Genomic DNA, 18810 nt, shown 5'->3' on the forward strand with positions numbered 1-18810 from the left:
GTGCGCCTTCTCGCCTTAGTCGGAGTTCTGACGATCGTCACGGCCGGGTCCGCCACCGCGGACCCGGCCGCTCCGGTTCCGCTCTGCACCGTCACCGACCAACGCCTGGAAGAACTCTCCGGCCTGGCCTCGGACGGCGACCGCCTGTACGCGGTCAACGACAGCGACAACGGCACCATCGCCGTCCAGGTGATAGGCCGCGACTGCGAGATCCAGGACACCATCACCGCCCCGGTCAACCCGTTCGACGTGGAAGACCTGGCCCTGGGCCAGGACGGCAGGCTCTGGCTGGCGGACACAGGCGACAACGGCAAGTCCAGGGAAACCGTAGGACTGCACGCGGTCTCCCAGGACGGCACTTCAGAACTCTTCAGACTCACCTACCCGGACGGCAAGCACGACGCCGAAGCACTACTGCTGGACCAGCAGGGAATCCCGTACATCATCACCAAGGAAACCCTCGGCTCAGCACTGGTCTACCGCCCAACAGCCCCACTGGTACCGGGCACCACAGCACCACTGGAACAGGTCGCCAGGGTCTACATCAAGGGCACGGATACCCCAGGCGGCCCTCTGAAGAGTTCCGTGGTCACCCGAGTAGTCACCGGCGGAGCCGTCTCACACGACGGCAAAGTACTAGCGCTACGCACCTACACAGACGCCTACCTGTTCCCAATAACAGACGGCGACCTAGTCAAAGCCCTGGACGCGGAACCGGTGCAAATCCCACTACCAAACGAAGAACAGGGCGAAGCAATAACCTTCGACCCCGACGGCACCCTGCTCTCAGCATCGGAATTCGGCAAGAGCACAGAGTCAACCATCACCACGATCACGGGCGCAGCAGCACTGGCAACACCAGCACCACCATCCACAACAGCCCAACCAGCCCAAACAGGCGACAACGCCTCAGCAGCCCCACTACCCACCCAAGAAAAAACCGAACTGTGGCCAGCAATCGCCCTAGGCACAGCAGCCCTGGTCCTAATAGCCGCCTCCGTACGCCGCTCCCGCCGCAAGGCTTAAAACCCGCACCGCCGCACCACCATCACGGCACCGCCAGTGCCTGAATCTCGCACCGCACACTAACCGTCACGACGCCGGCAGTGCCTGAAACTCGCACCGCACCTCATCCGCCACGACGCCGGCAGTGCCCGAAAACCCGCACCGAACCCACCCGGCACGGCACCTTCCAACCAATCCCTGACCAGCCGGCGGCTTTTAATCCCTTACCCACACCCCCGGCCCACCCCACCCCCGGCCCGGCCCGGCCCAACAACCCCAACTACAGCCGACGCAGCACAGCCACAACCTTGCCCAGAATGCTCGCCTCATCACCCAAAATGGGCTCATACGCCGCGTTGTGCGGCATCAACCACACGTGCTCAGCCGTCCGCTTGAACGTCTTCACCGTCGCCTCACCGTCGATCATCGCCGCCACCACGTCCCCGTTGTCCGCGGTGGGCTGCTGACGAATCACCACCCAGTCCCCATCGGTGATGGCGGCGTCGACCATCGAATCCCCGACGACCTTCAGCAGGAACAGCTCCCCCTCGCCCACGATCTCGCGCGGTAGCGGGAACACGTCCTCGATCGACTCCTCGGCCAGGATCGGCCCACCGGCCGCGATCCGGCCCACCATGGGCACGTACGCGGGGGTCGGCTTGTGGCTCGGGTCCATGCCCGCGTCGATCTCGGTCGGCAGCACGCCGACGGCGCGCGGCCGGTTCGGGTCGCGGCGCAGGAAGCCCTTGCGCTCGAGCGCGCGGAGCTGGTGGGCCACGGACGAGGTGGACGTCAGGCCGACGGCCTCACCGATCTCGCGGACGCTGGGCGGGTAGCCGAAGCGGTCCAGCCAGTCCCTGATGACGTCGAGCACCTTGCGCTGGCGGAGCGTGAGACCCGCGTTGCCCGCGATGTCCGTCTGCTGGGTGAGGGCGGGGTCACCGGCCGCGGTGTCCTGGTCCTCGGTCGTCTTGCGCACCACGGTGCTTCCTCCTCACCGGTCCCGATCGCCCAGGCCGGATATCCGTCGATCTTCGAACTTCGACGGTAGTCGCAGTTCATGTCCAGATCAAACACCTGTTCGAAGTAATCACCGGCGTGTTGTCGATATTTGCCGCCCGGAGTGGTAGACATTCGCACGGACGTTCGATCGAACCTGTGTTCGATCTTGTTCGGTTGACCTGCGATGGAGGCGTCATGGCGGTGCTCATTGGGACCCGGTCGGGCTTCGAACTGGTCGACGAACCCGACGTGCGGGACGCCTCGCCCGGACGGGGGCTCCGGCCAGGTCCCAGGGTGCTCCGGCGGTTCGAGGTCGGCGATGGCCGGAGGCCCGCGTCGAGGGCTCGGCAGGTCTCCGCGCCTGCTACGGCGGACGTGGTCGAGTGCGCTCCCGAACGGCCCGCGCGCGGAGCGGTGCTACGCCTGGTCGCCATGTGCTTGCTCGCGGTGGTCGCCGCGGTCTGCGTGGGGCTGCTCTACCTCTACGCGTCGGGCGCGACGAGCGTTCCCGAGACGACGGGCATCGCGTACGTCCAAGTGGGTGAGTCGCTGCACGACATCGCCGTGCGCAGTGCTCCGAACAGCGACCCGGACGCCGTCGTCGAGCGCATCCGTGAACTCAACCGGATGGCGGATTCGCGCGTCGTCCCCGGTCAGCCGTTGATCGTTCCCCAGGGCGTTGTCGAACCCGCCCCCTAGCGTCCCCTACTCCGCGTCGTGGACCGGTTGTTCCACCAAACGGGTGTGGCGCGTCGGTTTGCCATCACGTTGTGTTCTGACATAGGTTTACCCCTACATCTAGTGGTGAGACCGGCTCAAGTAGTCCACAGGTTGTGGGTAACCAGACCAGTGTGGCTGCTGCGGACGGTGCTGCCCTGGGAAGGGGTGAGCAGGGGTGCGGTGTCCGTTCTGCCGGCATTCGGATTCTCGCGTGGTCGACTCCCGCGAGGCTGACGAGGGCCAGGTCATCCGTCGCAGGCGGTCCTGCTCCTCGTGCAGTCGTAGGTTCACCACCGTGGAGGAAGCCGTCCTCGCGGTCGTGAAGCGCTCCGGCGTCACGGAGCCGTTCAGCCGGGACAAGGTCGTCAACGGTGTCCGCCGGGCCTGCCAGGGCCGTCCCGTGGACGAGGACGCGTTCCAGTTGCTCGCCCAGAAGGTCGAGGAGTCGATCCGCTCGACCGGCAGTGCCGAGATCCCCAGCCACGAAGTGGGCCTGGCGATCCTCGGGCCCTTACGGGAGCTCGACGAGGTCGCCTACCTGCGTTTCGCGAGCGTCTACAGGTCCTTCTCGTCCGTCGAGGACTTCGAGAAGGAGATTTCCGATCTTCGTACGGCGCGGGAAGACGAACCGCGTCCGTAGTTCCAGTTATTCGCACGTTGACCGCATCGGACGGGGAATTCCGGACGTGGCCGTGCAACCCAGTTTCAGCACAATAGGGAGACACCGGGCATGACGGAGACCGTCAGCGGCGCAGGCAAGAAGACAGCCGCGCGCAACGGCAGTGGGGACAAGCGCGGGGCCGCCGCGCTGAAGGTGCGCCGGGTCTACACGACCGAGGGCAAGCACCCGTACGACGAGGTGACCTGGGAGCACCGCGACGTCGTGATGACGAACTGGCGCGACGGCACGGTGAACTTCGAGCAGCGCGGCGTCGAGTTCCCCGCCTCGTGGTCGCTCAACTCCACGAACATCGTGACCAGCAAGTACTTCCGCGGTGCCGTCGGCAGCGCGCAGCGGGAGACCAGCCTGCGCCAGCTCATCGACCGCGTCGTGAAGACGTACGTGGCCGCGGGCGTCAAGCACGGCTACTTCGCGACCGAGGCCGACTCGGTGGTCTTCGAGCACGAGCTCACCTACATGCTGTTGCACCAGGTGTTCAGCTTCAACTCCCCGGTGTGGTTCAACGTCGGCACCAGCTCGCCGCAGCAGGTCAGCGCGTGCTTCATCCTCGCGGTCGACGACACCATGGAGTCGATCCTCAACTGGTACCGCGAAGAGGGCCTGATCTTCAAGGGCGGGTCCGGCGCGGGCCTGAACCTGTCCCGCATCCGCTCCTCCAAGGAGCTGCTGTCCTCCGGCGGCACCGCGTCCGGCCCGGTCTCGTTCATGCGCGGCGCCGACGCGTCCGCGGGCACCATCAAGTCCGGTGGCGCCACCCGCCGCGCGGCCAAGATGGTCGTCCTCGACGTGGACCACCCGGACGTCGAGGAGTTCATCGAGACGAAGGCGCGCGAGGAGGAGAAGATCCGCGTCCTCCGCGACGGCGGCTTCGACATGGACCTGGGCGGCAAGGACATCGTGTCCGTGCAGTACCAGAACGCCAACAACTCCATCCGCGTCTCGGACGAGTTCATGAACGCCGTCGAGTCCGGCGGCCAGTTCGGCCTGCGCGCCCGCCAGACCGGCGAGGTGATCGAGAAGGTCGACGCGAAGGACCTGTTCCGCAAGCTCGCCAAGGCCGCGTGGGAGTGCGCCGACCCCGGCATCCAGTACGACGGCACGATCAACGACTGGCACACCTGCCCCGAGTCGGGCCGGATCACCGCGTCCAACCCGTGCTCGGAGTACATGCACCTGGACAACTCGAGCTGCAACCTGGCGTCGCTGAACCTGATGAAGTTCCTGCGCGAGGACGGCACGTTCGACGCGGGCACGTTCGCCCAGGCCGTCGAGATCGTCATCACCGCGATGGACATCTCCATCTGCTTCGCGGACTTCCCGACCGAGCCCATCGGCGAGACCACCCGCAAGTTCCGCCAGCTCGGCATCGGCTACGCCAACCTCGGCGCGCTGCTGATGGCGACCGGCCACGCGTACGACTCCGAGGGCGGCCGTTCGCTCGCCGCCGCCATCACCTCGCTGATGAACGGTGTCGCCTACCGGCGTTCCGCCGAGCTCGCGGGCATGGTCGGCCCGTACGAGGGCTACGCCCGTAACGAGGACGCCCACAAGCGCGTCATCCGCAAGCACGCCGCCGCCAACGACTCCATCCGCACGCTGGGTGGCAATGACGGCTCCGTGCACAAGGTCGCGACGCGGGCGTGGCAGGAGGCCATCGAGATCGGTGGCCGCAACGGGTGGCGCAACGCGCAGGCCTCCGTGCTCGCGCCCACCGGCACCATCGGCCTGATGATGGACTGCGACACCACCGGCATCGAGCCCGACCTCGCGCTGATCAAGTTCAAGAAGCTCGTCGGCGGCGGCTCCATGCAGATCGTCAACCAGACGGTGCCGCGCGCCCTGACCGCCCTGGGCTACCAGCAGGAGCAGGTCGAGGCGATCGTCGAGCACATCGCCGAGCACGGCAACGTCGTGAACGCGCCGAGCCTGCGCCCGGAGCACTACGAGGTCTTCGACTGCGCCATGGGCGAGCGGTCCATCGCCCCCATGGGCCACGTGCGGATGATGGCGGCCGTGCAGCCGTTCATCTCCGGCGCGATCTCCAAGACGGTGAACATGCCGGAGAACGCGACGGTCGAGGACGTCGAGGAGATCTACTTCCAGGGCTGGAAGATGGGCATCAAGGCCCTCGCGATCTACCGCGACAACTGCAAGGTCGGCCAGCCGCTGTCCGCGGGCAAGGGCGCCAACACCGGTGGCGAGGCGACCGCGTCGACCGCGCCGAAGGTCGAGACCGTCGTCGAGTACCGCCCGGTCCGCAAGCGCCTGCCGAAGAAGCGCCCCAGCCAGACGGTGTCGTTCACCGTCGGCGGCGCCGAGGGCTACCTGCACGCCGGTTCGTACCCGGACGACGGCCTCGGCGAGATCTTCGTCAAGCTCGGCAAGCAGGGCTCGACCCTCGCGGGCGTGATGGACGCGTTCTCCATGTCCATCTCCGTCGGCCTCCAGTACGGCATCCCGCTGGAGTTCTACATCTCGAAGTTCCAGAACCTCCGCTTCGAGCCCGCGGGCATGACGGACGACCCCGACGTCCGCATCGCGACCAGCGTCCTGGACTACCTGTTCCGCAGGCTGGCCCTGGACTACCTGCCCTACGAGAAGCGTTCGCAGCTCGGCATCTTCACCGCCGACGAGCGCACCGCCACGGTCGCCAACGAGTACGGCGGCGGCGCCGACGTGGACATCGTCGGCCTCCAGACCTCCGTGGACGCCAGCCCCGCGAAGGAAGCCAAGCCCAGCAAGCAGGACACGCGCGTCGGCAGCTCCACCGAGCTGCTCGAACTGCACCTCGGCACCACCGCCGACGCCCCGCTCTGCATGACCTGCGGCACCAAGATGCGCCCCGCGGGCTCGTGCTACCTGTGCGAAGGCTGCGGCAGCACGTCCGGTTGCAGCTAGTCACCCGAACCTGACGAGGGCGGTCCCGATCCGGGGCCGCCCTCGTCGGCGTTTACCGGTAGTCACTCCAGAACGCGACGAGTCCGAACGGCGGTGGCAGGCGGGAAAAGCTGATCATCGTCCGGTCGGGTGACGTCTGCGGCGCTTAATTCATCAAGTGTTGAGTTTCTCGCCGAACGCTCGTAACCTCGCCGTCATGGACGCAGTGGGCACCAGCACCGACCTCATCCGCGACTTCGCCGACATCGACGCGGGCATGCTCGCCGCGGTCGGTGGCAAGGCGGCGAACCTGGGCGAACTCACCGCCGCCGGGCTGCCGGTGCCGCCGGGGTTCTGCGTGACCACGGAGGCGTACCGGAGGGTCGCCGAGGCGGCGGGCATGGACGACCTGCTTGCCGGGCACGTCGAAGCGGTCAAGGCGCGGGAGCTGCTGCTGGCCGCGCCGATGCCGGACGACGTCCGGGACGCGCTGCTGGCCCAGTACGCCCGGCTCGGCGAGGACGTGCCGGTGGCGGTGCGCTCGTCGGCGACGGCCGAGGACCTGCCGTTCGCGAGCTTCGCGGGGCAGCAGGACACCTACCTCAACGTGGTGGGGCCGGACGCGGTGATCGACGCGGTGCGCCGGTGCTGGGCGTCGCTGTGGACCGACCGGGCGGTGGCCTACCGGGACAGCAACGGCATCGACCACCACGTGGTGCGGCTCGCGGTCGTGGTGCAGGAGATGGTGCAGTCGGCCGTGGCGGGGGTGCTGTTCACCGCGAACCCGGTGACCGGCAGGCGCCGGGAGGCCGTCATCGACGCCAGCCCCGGACTCGGCGAGGCGGTCGTGTCCGGCGCGGTGAACCCCGACCACTTCGTCGTCGACACCGAGACCGGCGCGATCCTCGAACGCAGGCTGGGGGACAAGCGGCTGGTGATCCGGTCGCTGCCCGGCGGTGGCACGGAACAGGTCGAGCACGCGCAGGACGGCGCGTGCCTCACCGACGAGCAGGTCGGTCACCTGGCCGAACTCGGGTCACGGGTGGAGGCGCACTACGGCGCGCCGCAGGACACGGAGTGGGCGCTCGACGCCGAAGGCGTGCTGTGGCTGACGCAGGCCCGACCGATCACCACGCTGTTCCCGCTGCCGGCCGACGCGACGGCCGACGACCCGCGGGTGTACTTCTGCTTCAGCGTCGCCCAAGGGCTCGAACGGCCGATCACGCCGTCCGGGATGGCGGCGTTCCGCCTGCTGTCGTCCGGGATGTCCGACCTGTTCGGGTTCCCCGTCGCCCACCGGGTCGACGGCGCGCGGCCGTTCCGCGAGGCCGGTCAAAGGCTGTTCGTCGACGCGACCACGTTCCTCCGCAGCAAGCCGGGGCAGGTGATCGCGCCCCGCGTGCTCGACGTGATGGAGGCGCGGTCGGCGGTGGTGCTGCGCGGGCTGTTCGACGACCCGCGGTTCTCCGTGCTGCACCCGTCGTGGCGGCCGTTCCTGCGGCGGTTCCTGAAGGTCGCGGCCCGGTACCGGGTGCCGCTCCGCGTCGTGCAGGCGGTGCGGAGCCCTGCCTCGGCGCACCGGCGGATGGAGCGGATCGCCGCGGACCAGGCCGCGCTGCTGTCCATTCCGGACTCGGCGTCCGCGGCCGAACGGCTCGACCACTGCGAAGTGGTGCTGGGTGAGCGGTCCATCCAGGTGCTGCCCCTGATCGCCCCGATGGCGCTGCCGGGGTTCGCGCTGCTCGGGCTGGCGGGGAAGGTGCTCGGGAAGCGGTTGGAGCCGGGCGACCTCCAGGCCGTGCTGCGCGGGCTGCCGCACAACGTGACGACCGAGATGGACCTTGAGCTGTGGCACCTCGCCTCCGCGATCCGCGCGGACGAGGAGTCGAGCAAGGCGATCAGCGGGACGCTGGCGCGCGACCTGGCCGTGCGGTACCGGGACGGCCGACTGCCCGCGGTCGCGCAGACCGGCCTCGCGGAGTTCATGGCGAAGTGGGGCCACCGCGCGGTCGCCGAGATCGACCTCGGCCTGCCGCGCTGGTCGGACGACCCGACGCACCTCCTGGGCGTCCTGGCGAACTACCTCCGCCTGGACGACCCGAAGCTCGCGCCGGACGCCCAGTTCGCCCGCGGCGCGGCGGAGGCCGAGGCCGCGATCGACCGCTTGGCGCGGAGGGCGGGCCGCGTGCGCGGACGGTTCGTCAGGTTCGCGCTCGGCCGGGCCCGGCTGCTGGCGGGGCTGCGGGAGATGCCGAAGTACTACCTGGTCGTCGCGCTCGGTCACGTGCGGGAGCAGCTCGGGCTGGTCGGCGCCGAACTGGCGGCCAAGGGCGTGCTGGACGCGGCGGACGACGTGTACTTCCTCGACTTCGGGGACGTGCGCGACGCGGTGGAGGGCAAGGACTTCCGGGCGGTCGTGGCGGACCGGCGCGAGTCGTACGACCGGGAGTTGCGGCGCCGTCGGGTGCCGAGGGTGCTGCTGTCGGACGGCACGGAACCGGAGGCCGTGGCGTCGCAGAACGTCGTCGTCGGTCCGGGCGCGGTGATCGGCACCCCCGCCTCGGCGGGCTCGGTGACGGGGGTCGCGCGGGTCGTGCTCGACCCTGTCGGCGCGCACCTGGAACCCGGCGAGATCCTGGTGGCGCCGTCCACCGATCCCGGCTGGACGCCGTTGTTCCTCACCGCGGGCGGGCTGGTCATGGAGATGGGCGGCGCGAACTCGCACGGCGCGGTCGTGGCCCGCGAGTACGGCATTCCCGCGGTCGTCGGCGTTGCGGACGCGGTCACCCGGATCACCACCGGGCAGCGGATCACCGTCGACGGCGCGCTCGGCACCGTGACGGTGGTCGACCAGGACTGACGGCCTTACTCGTCCGAGTGGTGCCGGTGGTAGTACCGGCTGGCCCGAGCCCGGTTCCCGCACGACGGCTTGCACCACGCCTGGCGGGGGTGGTCGCGCACGAAGTACTTCACGCACCGCGGCGCCGGGCAGGCCCGCAGGTGCTCCCGCTCGGCGCTCGCGAGGAACTCGATCGCCGAGCGGGCCAGGTCCGCGACCAGCCTGGTCGCCGCGTCGACGTCCGTCCGCCGCTCCACCAGCCGCGGTGCTCCCGCCGCGGGCCACTCGAGCACCGGCGCGCGCAGCACGGCGCAGGCGGCCTCGTTCACCTGGGCGAGCGCGATCAGCGGGTCCAGCAGCCGATCGGCGTCGGCCTTGCTGGGCGGTTCGGGGGCCACCGCCCGTGCGAACAGGCTCCGGACCGCTTTGCGCAACGCCACCACGCGGTCCCTGACCTGCTCGTCCGCCGCGAGCGAGGCAGGCGCGTCGGTGTGCAGGCCGAGCCAGTCGGCGAACCCCGCTGGTGACGCGAGGTCGTCCACGTCGTACCGGACAGTTCCGACGAAGGCGAGGGTTGGGTGGGGTGTCACCGGCGGATTCTAACGGGATGTGGGCTTGTTCCCATATGACTCCGGTGGCTAGGCTCTCTAACGGCAAGTCCGTAGAAGCCCGTTAGGAGACCTCTTGTGTCCGTGAACCCGGTCCCCGTGTGGGCCGCGAACACCCGCCTGCCCGGCCTCTTGCACGGCTTGACCGACAACGCGGTGCGCGCGGACTCGGTGCTGCCCGGCTGGTCGCGCGGCCACGTCCTCGCCCACATCGCCGGAGTCGGCAAGGCACTGGCCCGTCAGGTCGACTACGCCCTGGAGGACCGGAAGATCGACGTCTACGACGGCGGCAGGCCCGCGCGTGACGCCGGGATCGCCGCCAACGCGGGCAACCCGGCCGCGGACCTGGTCGAAGCCGCCGTCGCCGCCTCCGGCGCGTTCGACCGGGCGCTCGCGAAGATCGGTCCCGACGACTGGGAGCGCTCCGTCGTCTACCGCGACGGAACGCTCGTAGGGGTGGTCCAGGCCTACTGGCGGGAGATCGAGATCCACAGCACGGACCTGCGGCTCGGCTACACGCCCGCCACGTGGTCGCCGGAGTTCTCCGACCACCTGCTGACCTTCACCGCCGCCCGAGCGCCCGAGGGGGTGCGGGTCGTCCTGCGCGCGGACGACGGGGGGACGTGGACGTGGGGGAGCGGCGAGGAGGTCGAGGTGCGGGGCGCGCGGAACGACCTCGCCGCGTGGGCCGCCGGTCGCACCCCGGTGGGCTCGCTGACCGGGGACCTGCCGGAGCTCAAGCCCTACCCGTGAAAACGGGTGGCGTGCCCCCGCGAGGGCTTGTTACGGTCGTCGGGTGAAGTGATAAGGAACCCCTTCCGCGCCGCCGCTGTCGTTCGCGAGCCGCGCGTGACCTCATCCCACCGGTAGCCCTCGCGGGCTCGTGCGCGACCCGTCGTGGTCGCCGACCCAGCACGCCATCTCGACAGTGAGGAGGCGCTCATGACTGTGCGCTCTTCAACCGCAGACAGCCCTTCAACTCCGCCGACCACCACGCCGGAAGCCGTTCCCACCAGCAGGCGGGACCGGCGGGCGAAGGGGAAGAAGTCCCAGGTCCCGCCGCGGGCGTTCTCCGCGTCGGTGTCCAACCAGCGGCAGTACGCCGTCCGCAGGCGCGGGTAGTCGAACCGGGGGAGTCGGTGCGGACCGGCTCCCCCCGTCACCCGCGCCAGTCCGCCAACAGCCGGTCGATGTCGTCCCGGATGCGGTCCCGCGCCACGGCTCTGTCCACACCGGACATGAGCATCCGGTCGTAGTCGGTGTCCTCGTGCCGCAGCGAGGCGATCACGGCCAGGGTGGTCTTCCGCTCGTCCAGCGCCCGTCCGGCGGCGGACCGCCCGACCCGGCCGCTGCCCCGTGTCCCGGCGTGCTGGGCGATGGCCTCGGCGCGCTCCGCGGGGCAGCGGGGGAACAGCCGCAGGATCTCCACCGCCAGCGCGGCCTGGAAGTCGACGTCCCAGTCCGCGCGGCGTTCACGATCCCGCTCCCGACGGCGCAGCCGCACGTCCTCGTCCGCGAGGCACGACTCCTCCGCCTGCTCCAGCGCGGCCCGCTCGACCAGGATCCCCTTGCGCTGGAAGCGTTTGCGCGACCGGTCGTACCGCTGCACGACCGCGGACAGCCCGCTGGCCTTCTTGGCCCGGCGGGTCACCGTCGCGTCACCGGCACCGAGGAACACGAGGTGGTCCAGATCCGCGCACGTGAGGCACAGCGGTCCACCGGGATCGCTCACCAGCAGGTCACCGGTCCCGCGGCACTCCGCGCACTCCCAGTCGCCCACGGCCACGTCCACCATGAGGTCAGGAGCCTTGTTCTGCCGCTCCACGAGGCTCTTGCGCCGCGTGTCCGACAGGTCGGCCGCCATCCAGTGCGTCCGGTAGGCGCTCTCCGGCTCCCCGAAGCGCAACGGCCGCCGGTCGAGCGTCGCCGCCGGGTACTCCACCTCGGTCGCCGCCAACCCCTGCGCCTCGGCCCAGCGCCGCAGCGCGTCGAGTGCTTCGCGCGCCTTCTCCGGCGTCACGGCCAGCACCTCGCCGAGCTGCGCGACCTGCCCGCGCCGCCACCGGTCGAGCTGCCTGTCCGGCAGCCACCCGAGCGCGGTGAACACGTCCAGCGGCGCCACGAACTTCCGCTTGGCGAGGATCGCGCTCGCCGCCGTCTCCACCCGAGTGCGCACCTTCACCACGCGCATTCTCCACGACGGCGTTCACCCGGTGTGACCGCCGCGGAACCGCCAACGGCTCCCGTGTGACAGCACGGGGCGCCTCGCCCTTACGCTCTGATCGAATCCACAGGAGGCACTGATGACCGAGACCCCGGCACCCCAGAACGACGCTGGCGACGTCGACGAGGCCATCGAGGCGCCCGCGCCCGAGGCCGAACCCGAGCCCGAGTTCGTGCCGAACCGCCGCGACCGGCGGGGCAGCGCGAAGAAGGCGTCGCAGAACAGCAAGATCCCCGGCCAGATGCACAACAACAACGTGGTCGGGAAGCGCTCGTTCAGCAATCGCCGCAGCGGCGGCTGAGTGACCGTGCCGCCGATCCGGGTGACCGGATCGGCGGCCCAAGTGGTCCTATCGGGCGTCCTGATCTCCCGTTCCGCCCTGATCCGAACTAGCCTGGGTGAGGTTAGTCACCGTCCACATTCGGATCGGAGGCGCCACATGAAGATCGCTGACGTGTTGCGGACCAAGGGCTCGGCGGTGGCGACGGTCGAACCGAGAACCCTGGTGGGTGAGCTGCTGGCCGGGCTGGCCGAGCACAACGTGGGTGCCATGGTCGTGCTCGGACCGGACGGCATCGCGGGGATCGTCTCGGAGCGGGACGTCGTCCGCAGGCTGCACGAACGGGGTGCGGAGCTGCTGTCCGCGCCCGTCTCGGAGATCATGACCAAGCTGGTGTTCTCGTGCGCGCCGCAGGACACCGTGGACAGCCTGACCGTGCAGATGACCGAACGCCGCATCCGGCACGTCCCGGTGCTCGACGACGGTCGGCTCGTCGGCATCGTGAGCATCGGCGACGTGGTGAAGAGCCACATCAGCCAGCTCGAGGACAGCCGCGACCAGCTCCAGGCGTACATCGCGCAGGGCTGACGGTCGGGGCCTTCGGCGGTCAGCCCGCCTGCACCGCCGGGGGCTCCGGCACGTTCTCCGACTTCGTGCCCGCGGGCATGGCCCACATGAACGCGCGCATCAGCGCGTACTGGACCCGCAGGCCCGTCGCGACGTCACCGTTCTCCAGGACCTGCTTGAGCGCCGTGAGGATGCCCTTCCAGGTGCTGTCGACCTTGTGCAGCTTGTCGACGCCCTCGGGCCAGCCGGAGTTGCGCAGCGTGACCCTGGTGCCGCCGTCGACCTCGGCCAGTTCCCACGTCACGAGCGTCCACGGGTCGTCGCGCATGGTCAGCCGCTGGGTGTGCGACAGCAGCCGCGGCGGGTCGACCGCGACCACCCGGCCGACGACGAACACGCGCTTGCCGTCGGTGGACCGGTAGTACAGCGGAGCTCCGGGCTCCAGGGCGGAGTCGAGGATCGCGTCCATCATGGCCCGCTGCTTGCCGTCGAGCTTGGTGATCTCGGCCCACACCGCGCCGATGGGTGCGGTGATCACGATGCTGTGGAGGAGTTCCCGCTCAGCCAACGTCGTGTCCTTCCTGCTCGTCGGGCTCGGCCCGTTCCAGGGTGTCCTTGAGGCCGACGAGGGCGGCGGCCCACGGCTGTTCGAACTCGGCGACCCAGCGGCGGTGGATCCGCTGGATCGGCACCGGGTTCAGGTGGTTGACCCGGCTGCGCCCCTTCGGCTCGACGAGCACCAGGTCGGCTTCGCGGAGCACGCCCAGGTGCTGCATGACCACGTGCCGGTCCGACTCCAGCGCCTCGACCAGCTCGCCGGTGGTCCGCGGGCCCGCGCGCAGGACGTCGAGGATCGCCCGGCGCAGGGGGTTCGCCAACGCGCGCCAGACCAGGTCATCGTCATCTTGTGAGATTCTCATTACGTAATATTTGTATCACCTGTTGGTGGGTGCGGATAGAGTCGGTGGACCATGAGCGACGTTCTCACCGAAGCGGCCCGTTCGCTCGTCGAATCCCTGGACGAGCGGCAGCGCGCGACGGCGCTGCGACCCATCACCGACGACGACCTCCGGCACCGGTGGAGCTACACGCCCGGCCCCCGCGCCGGGGTGCTGCTCGGCGACCTCGGCCGGGCCCAGCGGAAGGCCGTGCACCACCTGCTCGCCTCGGTGCTGAGCGAGCACGCCTACGCGCAGGTCGCCACGGTCATGGCACTGGAGGACGTGCTCGACCACCGCGAGGGCGGTGACCGGGACCGCCACCAGGCCGACTACTCGGTGGTCCTCTTCGGCACCCCCGGCGCCGACCCGTGGGGCTGGCGGTTCGAGGGCCACCACGTCTCCGTCAGCGTCGTCGTGGTCGACGGGAAGGTGTCCGCGACGCCGTTCTTCCTCGGCGCGAACCCGGCGCACACGACGTACGGCGGCCTCACGGTCCTGCGCCCGCTGGTCCTGGAGGAGGAACTGCCCCGGCAGTTGCTCGACCGGATGGGCGCGGAGCACCGGCTGACCGCCGTCGTGTCCGACCACGCCCCGGACGACCTGCGGACCCGCAACGAGCCCCGCCTCGGCGGCGTCCTCGACCCGGTCGGCATCGCGCTGAGCAGCCTGAACGGCGAGGCGCACGACCTGCTCGCCGGACTCGTCCGCTACTACCTCGACCGCCTGCGGCCGGACCTCGCCGCCGCGGAGTTCGCCCGGCTCGACCTCGACCGCGTGCACTTCGCGTGGGAGGGCTCCTCCCGGCCCGGTGAAGGCCACTACTACCGGATCCAGGCGCCCGACCTGCTGCTGGAGTACGACAACACCCAGGGCGGCGCGAACCACGTGCACTCGGTGTGGCGCAGGCACGCAGGAGACTTCGGCGACGACCTGCTCGCCGCCCACCACACCGAAGTGGATCACTGAGCCCGGTGGAACCAGACTGGCCCCGCACCCCCGAAGACGCGATCACCCTCCAGGAACGGCTCCGCCCGCTCGTCCGCACCACCACCGACCCCGGCCTGGAGATCCGCACGGTCGCGGGCCTGGACGTCGGGTACGCCGACGACGAGCGGCTCGCCGCGGCCGTCGTCGTGCTGGACGCCGAAACGCTGGAGACGCTGGACGAGGTCGTGGTGCTCGGCACCACGGACTTCCCGTACGTGCCGGGGCTCTTCGCGTTCCGCGAGCTGCCGTCGCTGCTCACGGCGCTCGACGCGCTCTCGGTCGCGCCGGACCTGCTGGTGTGCGACGGGCAGGGGCTCGCCCACCCGCGCCGCTTCGGGCTCGCCTGCCACCTCGGCGTCGTGGTGGACCTGCCGAGCGTTGGCGTGGCGAAGACCCCGATGGGCCCGTTCGCCATGCCCGGTGAAGACCGCGGCTCGGCCACGGACCTGCTGCTGGAGGACGAGGTCGTCGGCCGCGCGCTGCGCACCCGTTCCGGCGTGAAGCCGGTCTTCGTGTCCGTGGGGCACCGGCTGGACCTGGACCGGGCGTGCGCCGAGGTCCTGCGGCTGTGCACGGACTTCCGGCTGCCGGAGACGACCCGGCGCGCGGACTCCCTGGGACGGCTTCAGCTCAGGTAGCCCAGTTCCGGGTGGTGCGCGCGGTAGCCGTCGAGGAGCCTGCGCGCGACGCCGACCGAGTCGACCAGCGGGTGCAGGGCGAAGGCCTTGACGGCGTCGGCCTTCGAGCCGCCCGCCGCCGCGTCGAGGACGGCCCGGTCGACCGCCTTGACGGTGCCGACCAGAGCTGCGGCGTGGTCGTCGAGCGGGCTCACCACGAGCGGCCGGGCACCCGTCGCGTCGACCGTGCTCGGCACCTCGATGACGGCCCGCGCGTCCAGGACGGACAGGGTGGAACCGTTGGGGACGTTGAGGATCAGCGTCGTGCGCCAGTCGTTCGCGATGGCGTGCATCAGGGCCAGCGCGACCTGCTCGTAACCGCCGCCGTCGAGGTCGCCCGAGTCGCGCTCGTCGTCGCGGGTCTCGGCCATGTACGTCGCCTCGCGCTCCAGCCGGGTGCGGTCCCAGCTCGCGAAGCTCGGTGCCTCGTAGAACTTCCGCTGCTGCTCCAGGAGGAACGCCCCGCGCGAGGCGCCGGACGCGACGGCCTCCCTGGTGGAGTAGTAGTAGTGCAGGTACTCGTTCGGGATCGCGCCGAGCGTGCGCAGCCAATCGGCGCCGAAGAGCTTGCCCTCCTCGAACGACTCCAGCCTGTCCGTGTCGGCCAGCAGGCGCGGCAGCAGGTCCACGCCGTCGACGTGCAGGCTCCGCAGCCAGCCGAGGTGGTTGAGGCCCACGTAGTCGGGCCACGCCGTGTCGAGGTCCACGTCCAGCGCGCGGGCGACCCGGCGGCCGAGGCCGACGGGGGAGTCGCAGATGCCGATCACCCGGTCGCCCAGGTGCCGTGCCATCGCCTCGGTGACCACACCCGCGGGGTTGGTGAAGTTGATGACCCACGCCTCGGGCGCGACGGCGGCGATCCGGCGGGCGATGTCCACGGCCACCGGGACGGTCCGCAGCGCGTAGGAGACGCCGCCCGCGCCGACGGTCTCCTGGCCCAGCACGCCCTCCTGCCGTGCCACGAGCTCGTCCGCCGCCCGGCCCGCGAGACCGCCGACCCGGATGGCGGAGAACACGAAGTCCGCACCGCGCAGGGCGTCGTCGAGGTCCGTGGTCGCGGTGATCGACGGCGCGTCCGGCACACCCGCCGAGCGTTCGGCCAGCACCTTCCCGATCGCGTCCAGCCGGGCGCGGTCCACGTCGTGCAGCACCAGTTCGGTCACGCGCCCCGGCGAGCGGTCCATCAGCAGCGCGCGGTGGACGAGCGGAACGCGGAACCCGCCGCCACCAAGGATCACCAGCCTCATGCGGCTCTTTGTACCCCGGTTCGCCCTCGACGGCTCGGGCGTGGTGGCCCGCCGGAGTTGCTCCCGTTGCTGCACTTGGCCGCGGGGGCTTCGGACGGCACACCGATTGGCGCTGGTCAACCACCCGATCGTCGGTTCTCGTTCCATCGTCCACTGTGGACATAAGGGTCTTGACAGGTCTTGCGGGCAGCGGGAAGGGTGCGGTGTCCGCCAGTTCAGCTCGGAGTTTCGTGATGGGGGTCCTCGTGAGGGCTGCTCGAAGAGTCGCCTTGGTGGCAGCGCTGGTGTCGCTGCCGTTGACGCTCGCGCCGGTCGTCGCCAGTGCCGCGCCGGAAGGCCCGGTCTTCGTCGACGGCGAGGCGCAGCCGGTGTTCGACCCGAAGGACGTGGTGCGCGAGAGCCTGTACGTCCGCGCGCCGGTCGACAGCGACCGCGACGGCAAGGCCGACGAGGTGTACGCGGAGGTCGTCCGGCCGACCGCGACCACGCGTGGCCTCAAGGTGCCCGTCGTGTACATGAACAGCCCGTACTTCTCCGGCGGCAACGACGTGGCCAACCACAACGTCGACGTCGAGCTGTACGTCCCGGACGGCAAGGGGCACTACGACCGGCGTGACGGCAAGCAGCTCTCCGCGCAGGCGGACGAGCGCGTCGCCGCGGCCGTCGGGCCGAACGCCGGGCCGATCACGTCCGCACGCTACGAGGGGTACTTCATCGCGCGCGGCTTCGCCGTGGTCTACGCGGAGTCGCTCGGCACCGGCAAGTCCACCGGCTGCCCCACCTCCGGTGGCCGCAACGAGACCATCGGCTCCAAGTCCGTGGTCGACTGGCTCAACGGCCGCGCGTTCGCCCGTGACAGCGCCGGGACCCCGGTGAAGGCCACCTGGACGACCGGCAAGACCGCGATGATGGGCGTGTCCTACAACGGAACCCTGCCCAACGCGGTCGCCGCGACCGGCGTGCGGGGCCTGGAGGCCATCGTCCCGATCGCCGCCATCTCGAGCTGGTACGACTACTACCGGGCCGACGGCGCGGTCGTGGCGCCGGGCACGTTCCAGGGCGAGGACCTGGACGTGCTGGCCGAGTACGTCTACACCCGCGAGGACCGGGAGATCTGCAAGCCGGTCATCGCCGAGATCGCCGCGAAGCAGGACCGGGTCACCGGCGACTACAGCGCGTTCTGGGACGAGCGGAACTACGTCAAGGACGCGAACAAGGTGCGCGCCGCGGTGCTCGCCGTGCACGGGCTGAACGACTGGAACGTCAAGGGCAAGCACGTCGTCCAGTGGTACGAGGCGTTGCGGCGCAACGGTGTCGAGCACAAGATCTGGTGGCACCAGTCCGGCCACACCGACCCGGACACGCTGCGGTCGGTCGAGTGGCGGCGCACCCTGAACCGCTGGTTCAGCCACTACCTCTACGGCGTCGACAACGGCGTCCAGCGCGAGCCGAAGGCGACGATCCAGCGCGAGGACAGGACGACCTGGACCGACGAGGCCGACTGGCCCGCGCCCGGCACGTCGGACGCGTCCCTGCGGCCGACCGCGGGCGGCTCCGCGAAGGGCGGGCTGTCGGCGAAGTCGTCGGGCAGGTCCGTGGTCGAGAGCCTGCGGGACAACTCCGCGATCCTGGCCGAGACGCTGGTCAACGCCCCGGCGTCGGAGAACCGCCTGTCCTACGCGACCTCGGCGCTCGCCACGTCGCTGCGCCTGTCCGGCACGCCGTCGGTCGACCTGGGCATCTCGTTCGACAAGCCCGCCGCCAACGTGACGGCGCTGCTGGTCGACCGCTTCCCGGACGGCACGAGCAAGATCGTCACGCGTGGCTGGACGGACCCGCAGAACCGGTCCCGTCCCAGCCGGACCGAGGCGATCAAGCCCGGCAAGCGGTACCAGGTCGAGGTGGAGTTCGAGCCGAAGGACTACGTCTTCGCCGCGGGCCACACCGTGGAGTTCGTGGTGCTGTCGAGCGACTACGACTACACGCTCCGCCCGCAACCGGGGGTGAGCCTGTCGGTCGACCTGGGCCGCACGACCCTCGACCTGCCCGTGGTGGGCGGCAAGGCCGCCCTGCGCCGGGCGATCGGCTGAGCCACCGGGGTGGAGCCTCCTCCCCTGGGGCTCCACCCCGGCCCTCGGCCGCGGCAGGGTAGAC

General features: G+C 70.3%; 18 protein-coding genes. 12 read left to right on the plus strand and 6 right to left on the minus strand.

Annotated elements, in window-relative coordinates; all coding sequences use genetic code 11:
- Positions 1-1026: a hypothetical protein gene (locus NZH93_RS06955; RefSeq protein ID WP_259622072.1), complete on the plus strand. Its 1026-nt coding sequence runs from the start codon at positions 1-3 to the stop codon at positions 1024-1026.
- Between the two features lie 259 nt (positions 1027-1285).
- On the opposite strand, the gene lexA is transcribed toward NZH93_RS06955, so the two are convergent.
- Entirely contained in the window at positions 1286-1987 is a 702-nt protein-coding gene (gene lexA / locus NZH93_RS06960; RefSeq protein WP_372506581.1) for a transcriptional repressor LexA, read from the minus strand.
- Between the two features lie 215 nt (positions 1988-2202).
- Between lexA and NZH93_RS06965 the strand changes: the two genes are divergently transcribed.
- The 4 genes from NZH93_RS06965 to NZH93_RS06980 all read left to right on the plus strand — a co-directional run bounded on the left by NZH93_RS06965 (position 2203) and on the right by NZH93_RS06980 (position 9146).
- Positions 2203-2706, plus strand: a complete 504-nt coding sequence (locus NZH93_RS06965; protein ID WP_259622073.1) for a LysM peptidoglycan-binding domain-containing protein — start codon at positions 2203-2205, stop codon at positions 2704-2706.
- A gap of 196 nt (positions 2707-2902) precedes the next feature.
- Positions 2903-3367, plus strand: a complete 465-nt coding sequence (nrdR, locus tag NZH93_RS06970; protein WP_259622074.1) for a transcriptional regulator NrdR — start codon at positions 2903-2905, stop codon at positions 3365-3367.
- Between the two features lie 90 nt (positions 3368-3457).
- Positions 3458-6307, plus strand: a complete 2850-nt coding sequence (locus NZH93_RS06975) for a vitamin B12-dependent ribonucleotide reductase (RefSeq protein WP_259622075.1) — start codon at positions 3458-3460, stop codon at positions 6305-6307.
- Between the two features lie 196 nt (positions 6308-6503).
- Positions 6504-9146: a PEP/pyruvate-binding domain-containing protein gene (locus NZH93_RS06980; protein WP_259622076.1), complete on the plus strand. Its 2643-nt coding sequence runs from the start codon at positions 6504-6506 to the stop codon at positions 9144-9146.
- A 5-nt stretch (positions 9147-9151) separates the two neighbouring features.
- Here the strand turns inward: NZH93_RS06980 and NZH93_RS06985 are convergent, their stop codons facing one another.
- Positions 9152-9715 (minus strand): CGNR zinc finger domain-containing protein, encoded by a 564-nt coding sequence (locus NZH93_RS06985; protein ID WP_259622077.1) that lies wholly within the window; start codon positions 9713-9715, stop codon positions 9152-9154.
- A 96-nt stretch (positions 9716-9811) separates the two neighbouring features.
- On the opposite strand from NZH93_RS06985, the gene NZH93_RS06990 reads away from it, so the two are divergent.
- Positions 9812-10486, plus strand: a complete 675-nt coding sequence (locus tag NZH93_RS06990) for a maleylpyruvate isomerase family mycothiol-dependent enzyme (protein ID WP_259622078.1) — start codon at positions 9812-9814, stop codon at positions 10484-10486.
- Positions 10487-10675: 189 nt separating this feature from the next.
- Positions 10676-10855, plus strand: coding sequence for a hypothetical protein (locus NZH93_RS06995; protein WP_259622079.1), 180 nt, complete (start codon positions 10676-10678; stop codon positions 10853-10855).
- Positions 10856-10892: 37 nt separating this feature from the next.
- Here the strand turns inward: NZH93_RS06995 and NZH93_RS07000 are convergent, their stop codons facing one another.
- Positions 10893-11915: a DUF2293 domain-containing protein gene (locus NZH93_RS07000; RefSeq protein WP_259622080.1), complete on the minus strand. Its 1023-nt coding sequence runs from the start codon at positions 11913-11915 to the stop codon at positions 10893-10895.
- Positions 11916-12036: 121 nt separating this feature from the next.
- On the opposite strand from NZH93_RS07000, the gene NZH93_RS07005 reads away from it, so the two are divergent.
- Both NZH93_RS07005 and NZH93_RS07010 read left to right on the plus strand, forming a co-directional pair.
- Complete coding sequence (locus tag NZH93_RS07005) at positions 12037-12258, plus strand: hypothetical protein (protein ID WP_259622081.1); 222 nt, start codon at positions 12037-12039, stop codon at positions 12256-12258.
- A 138-nt stretch (positions 12259-12396) separates the two neighbouring features.
- Entirely contained in the window at positions 12397-12825 is a 429-nt protein-coding gene (locus NZH93_RS07010) for a CBS domain-containing protein (protein WP_259622082.1), read from the plus strand.
- Between the two features lie 19 nt (positions 12826-12844).
- Here NZH93_RS07010 and NZH93_RS07015 read toward each other — a convergent pair whose 3' ends face one another.
- Positions 12845-13372, minus strand: coding sequence for an SRPBCC domain-containing protein (locus NZH93_RS07015; RefSeq protein ID WP_259622083.1), 528 nt, complete (start codon positions 13370-13372; stop codon positions 12845-12847).
- Complete coding sequence (locus NZH93_RS07020; protein ID WP_259622084.1) at positions 13365-13724, minus strand: ArsR/SmtB family transcription factor; 360 nt, start codon at positions 13722-13724, stop codon at positions 13365-13367. The genes NZH93_RS07015 and NZH93_RS07020 overlap by 8 nt, the downstream gene beginning before the upstream one ends.
- A gap of 51 nt (positions 13725-13775) precedes the next feature.
- Between NZH93_RS07020 and NZH93_RS07025 the strand changes: the two genes are divergently transcribed.
- Positions 13776-14711: a DUF3500 domain-containing protein gene (locus tag NZH93_RS07025; RefSeq protein ID WP_259622085.1), complete on the plus strand. Its 936-nt coding sequence runs from the start codon at positions 13776-13778 to the stop codon at positions 14709-14711.
- 5 nt (positions 14712-14716) lie between these two features.
- Positions 14717-15370 (plus strand): endonuclease V, encoded by a 654-nt coding sequence (locus tag NZH93_RS07030; RefSeq protein ID WP_259622086.1) that lies wholly within the window; start codon positions 14717-14719, stop codon positions 15368-15370.
- Here the strand turns inward: NZH93_RS07030 and NZH93_RS07035 are convergent.
- A complete protein-coding gene (locus NZH93_RS07035) occupies positions 15358-16656 on the minus strand; it encodes a 6-phospho-beta-glucosidase (protein WP_259622087.1) in 1299 nt (432 codons plus the stop codon). The two genes, NZH93_RS07030 and NZH93_RS07035, sit on opposite strands and share 13 nt — an antisense overlap.
- A 233-nt stretch (positions 16657-16889) precedes the next feature.
- On the opposite strand from NZH93_RS07035, the gene NZH93_RS07040 reads away from it, so the two are divergent.
- Positions 16890-18746 (plus strand): Xaa-Pro dipeptidyl-peptidase, encoded by a 1857-nt coding sequence (locus tag NZH93_RS07040; protein WP_259622088.1) that lies wholly within the window; start codon positions 16890-16892, stop codon positions 18744-18746.
- Positions 18747-18810 lie beyond the last annotated feature (64 nt).

This window comes from Umezawaea endophytica (assembly GCF_025061645.1).
GTDB lineage: Bacteria > Actinomycetota > Actinomycetes > Mycobacteriales > Pseudonocardiaceae > Umezawaea > Umezawaea endophytica.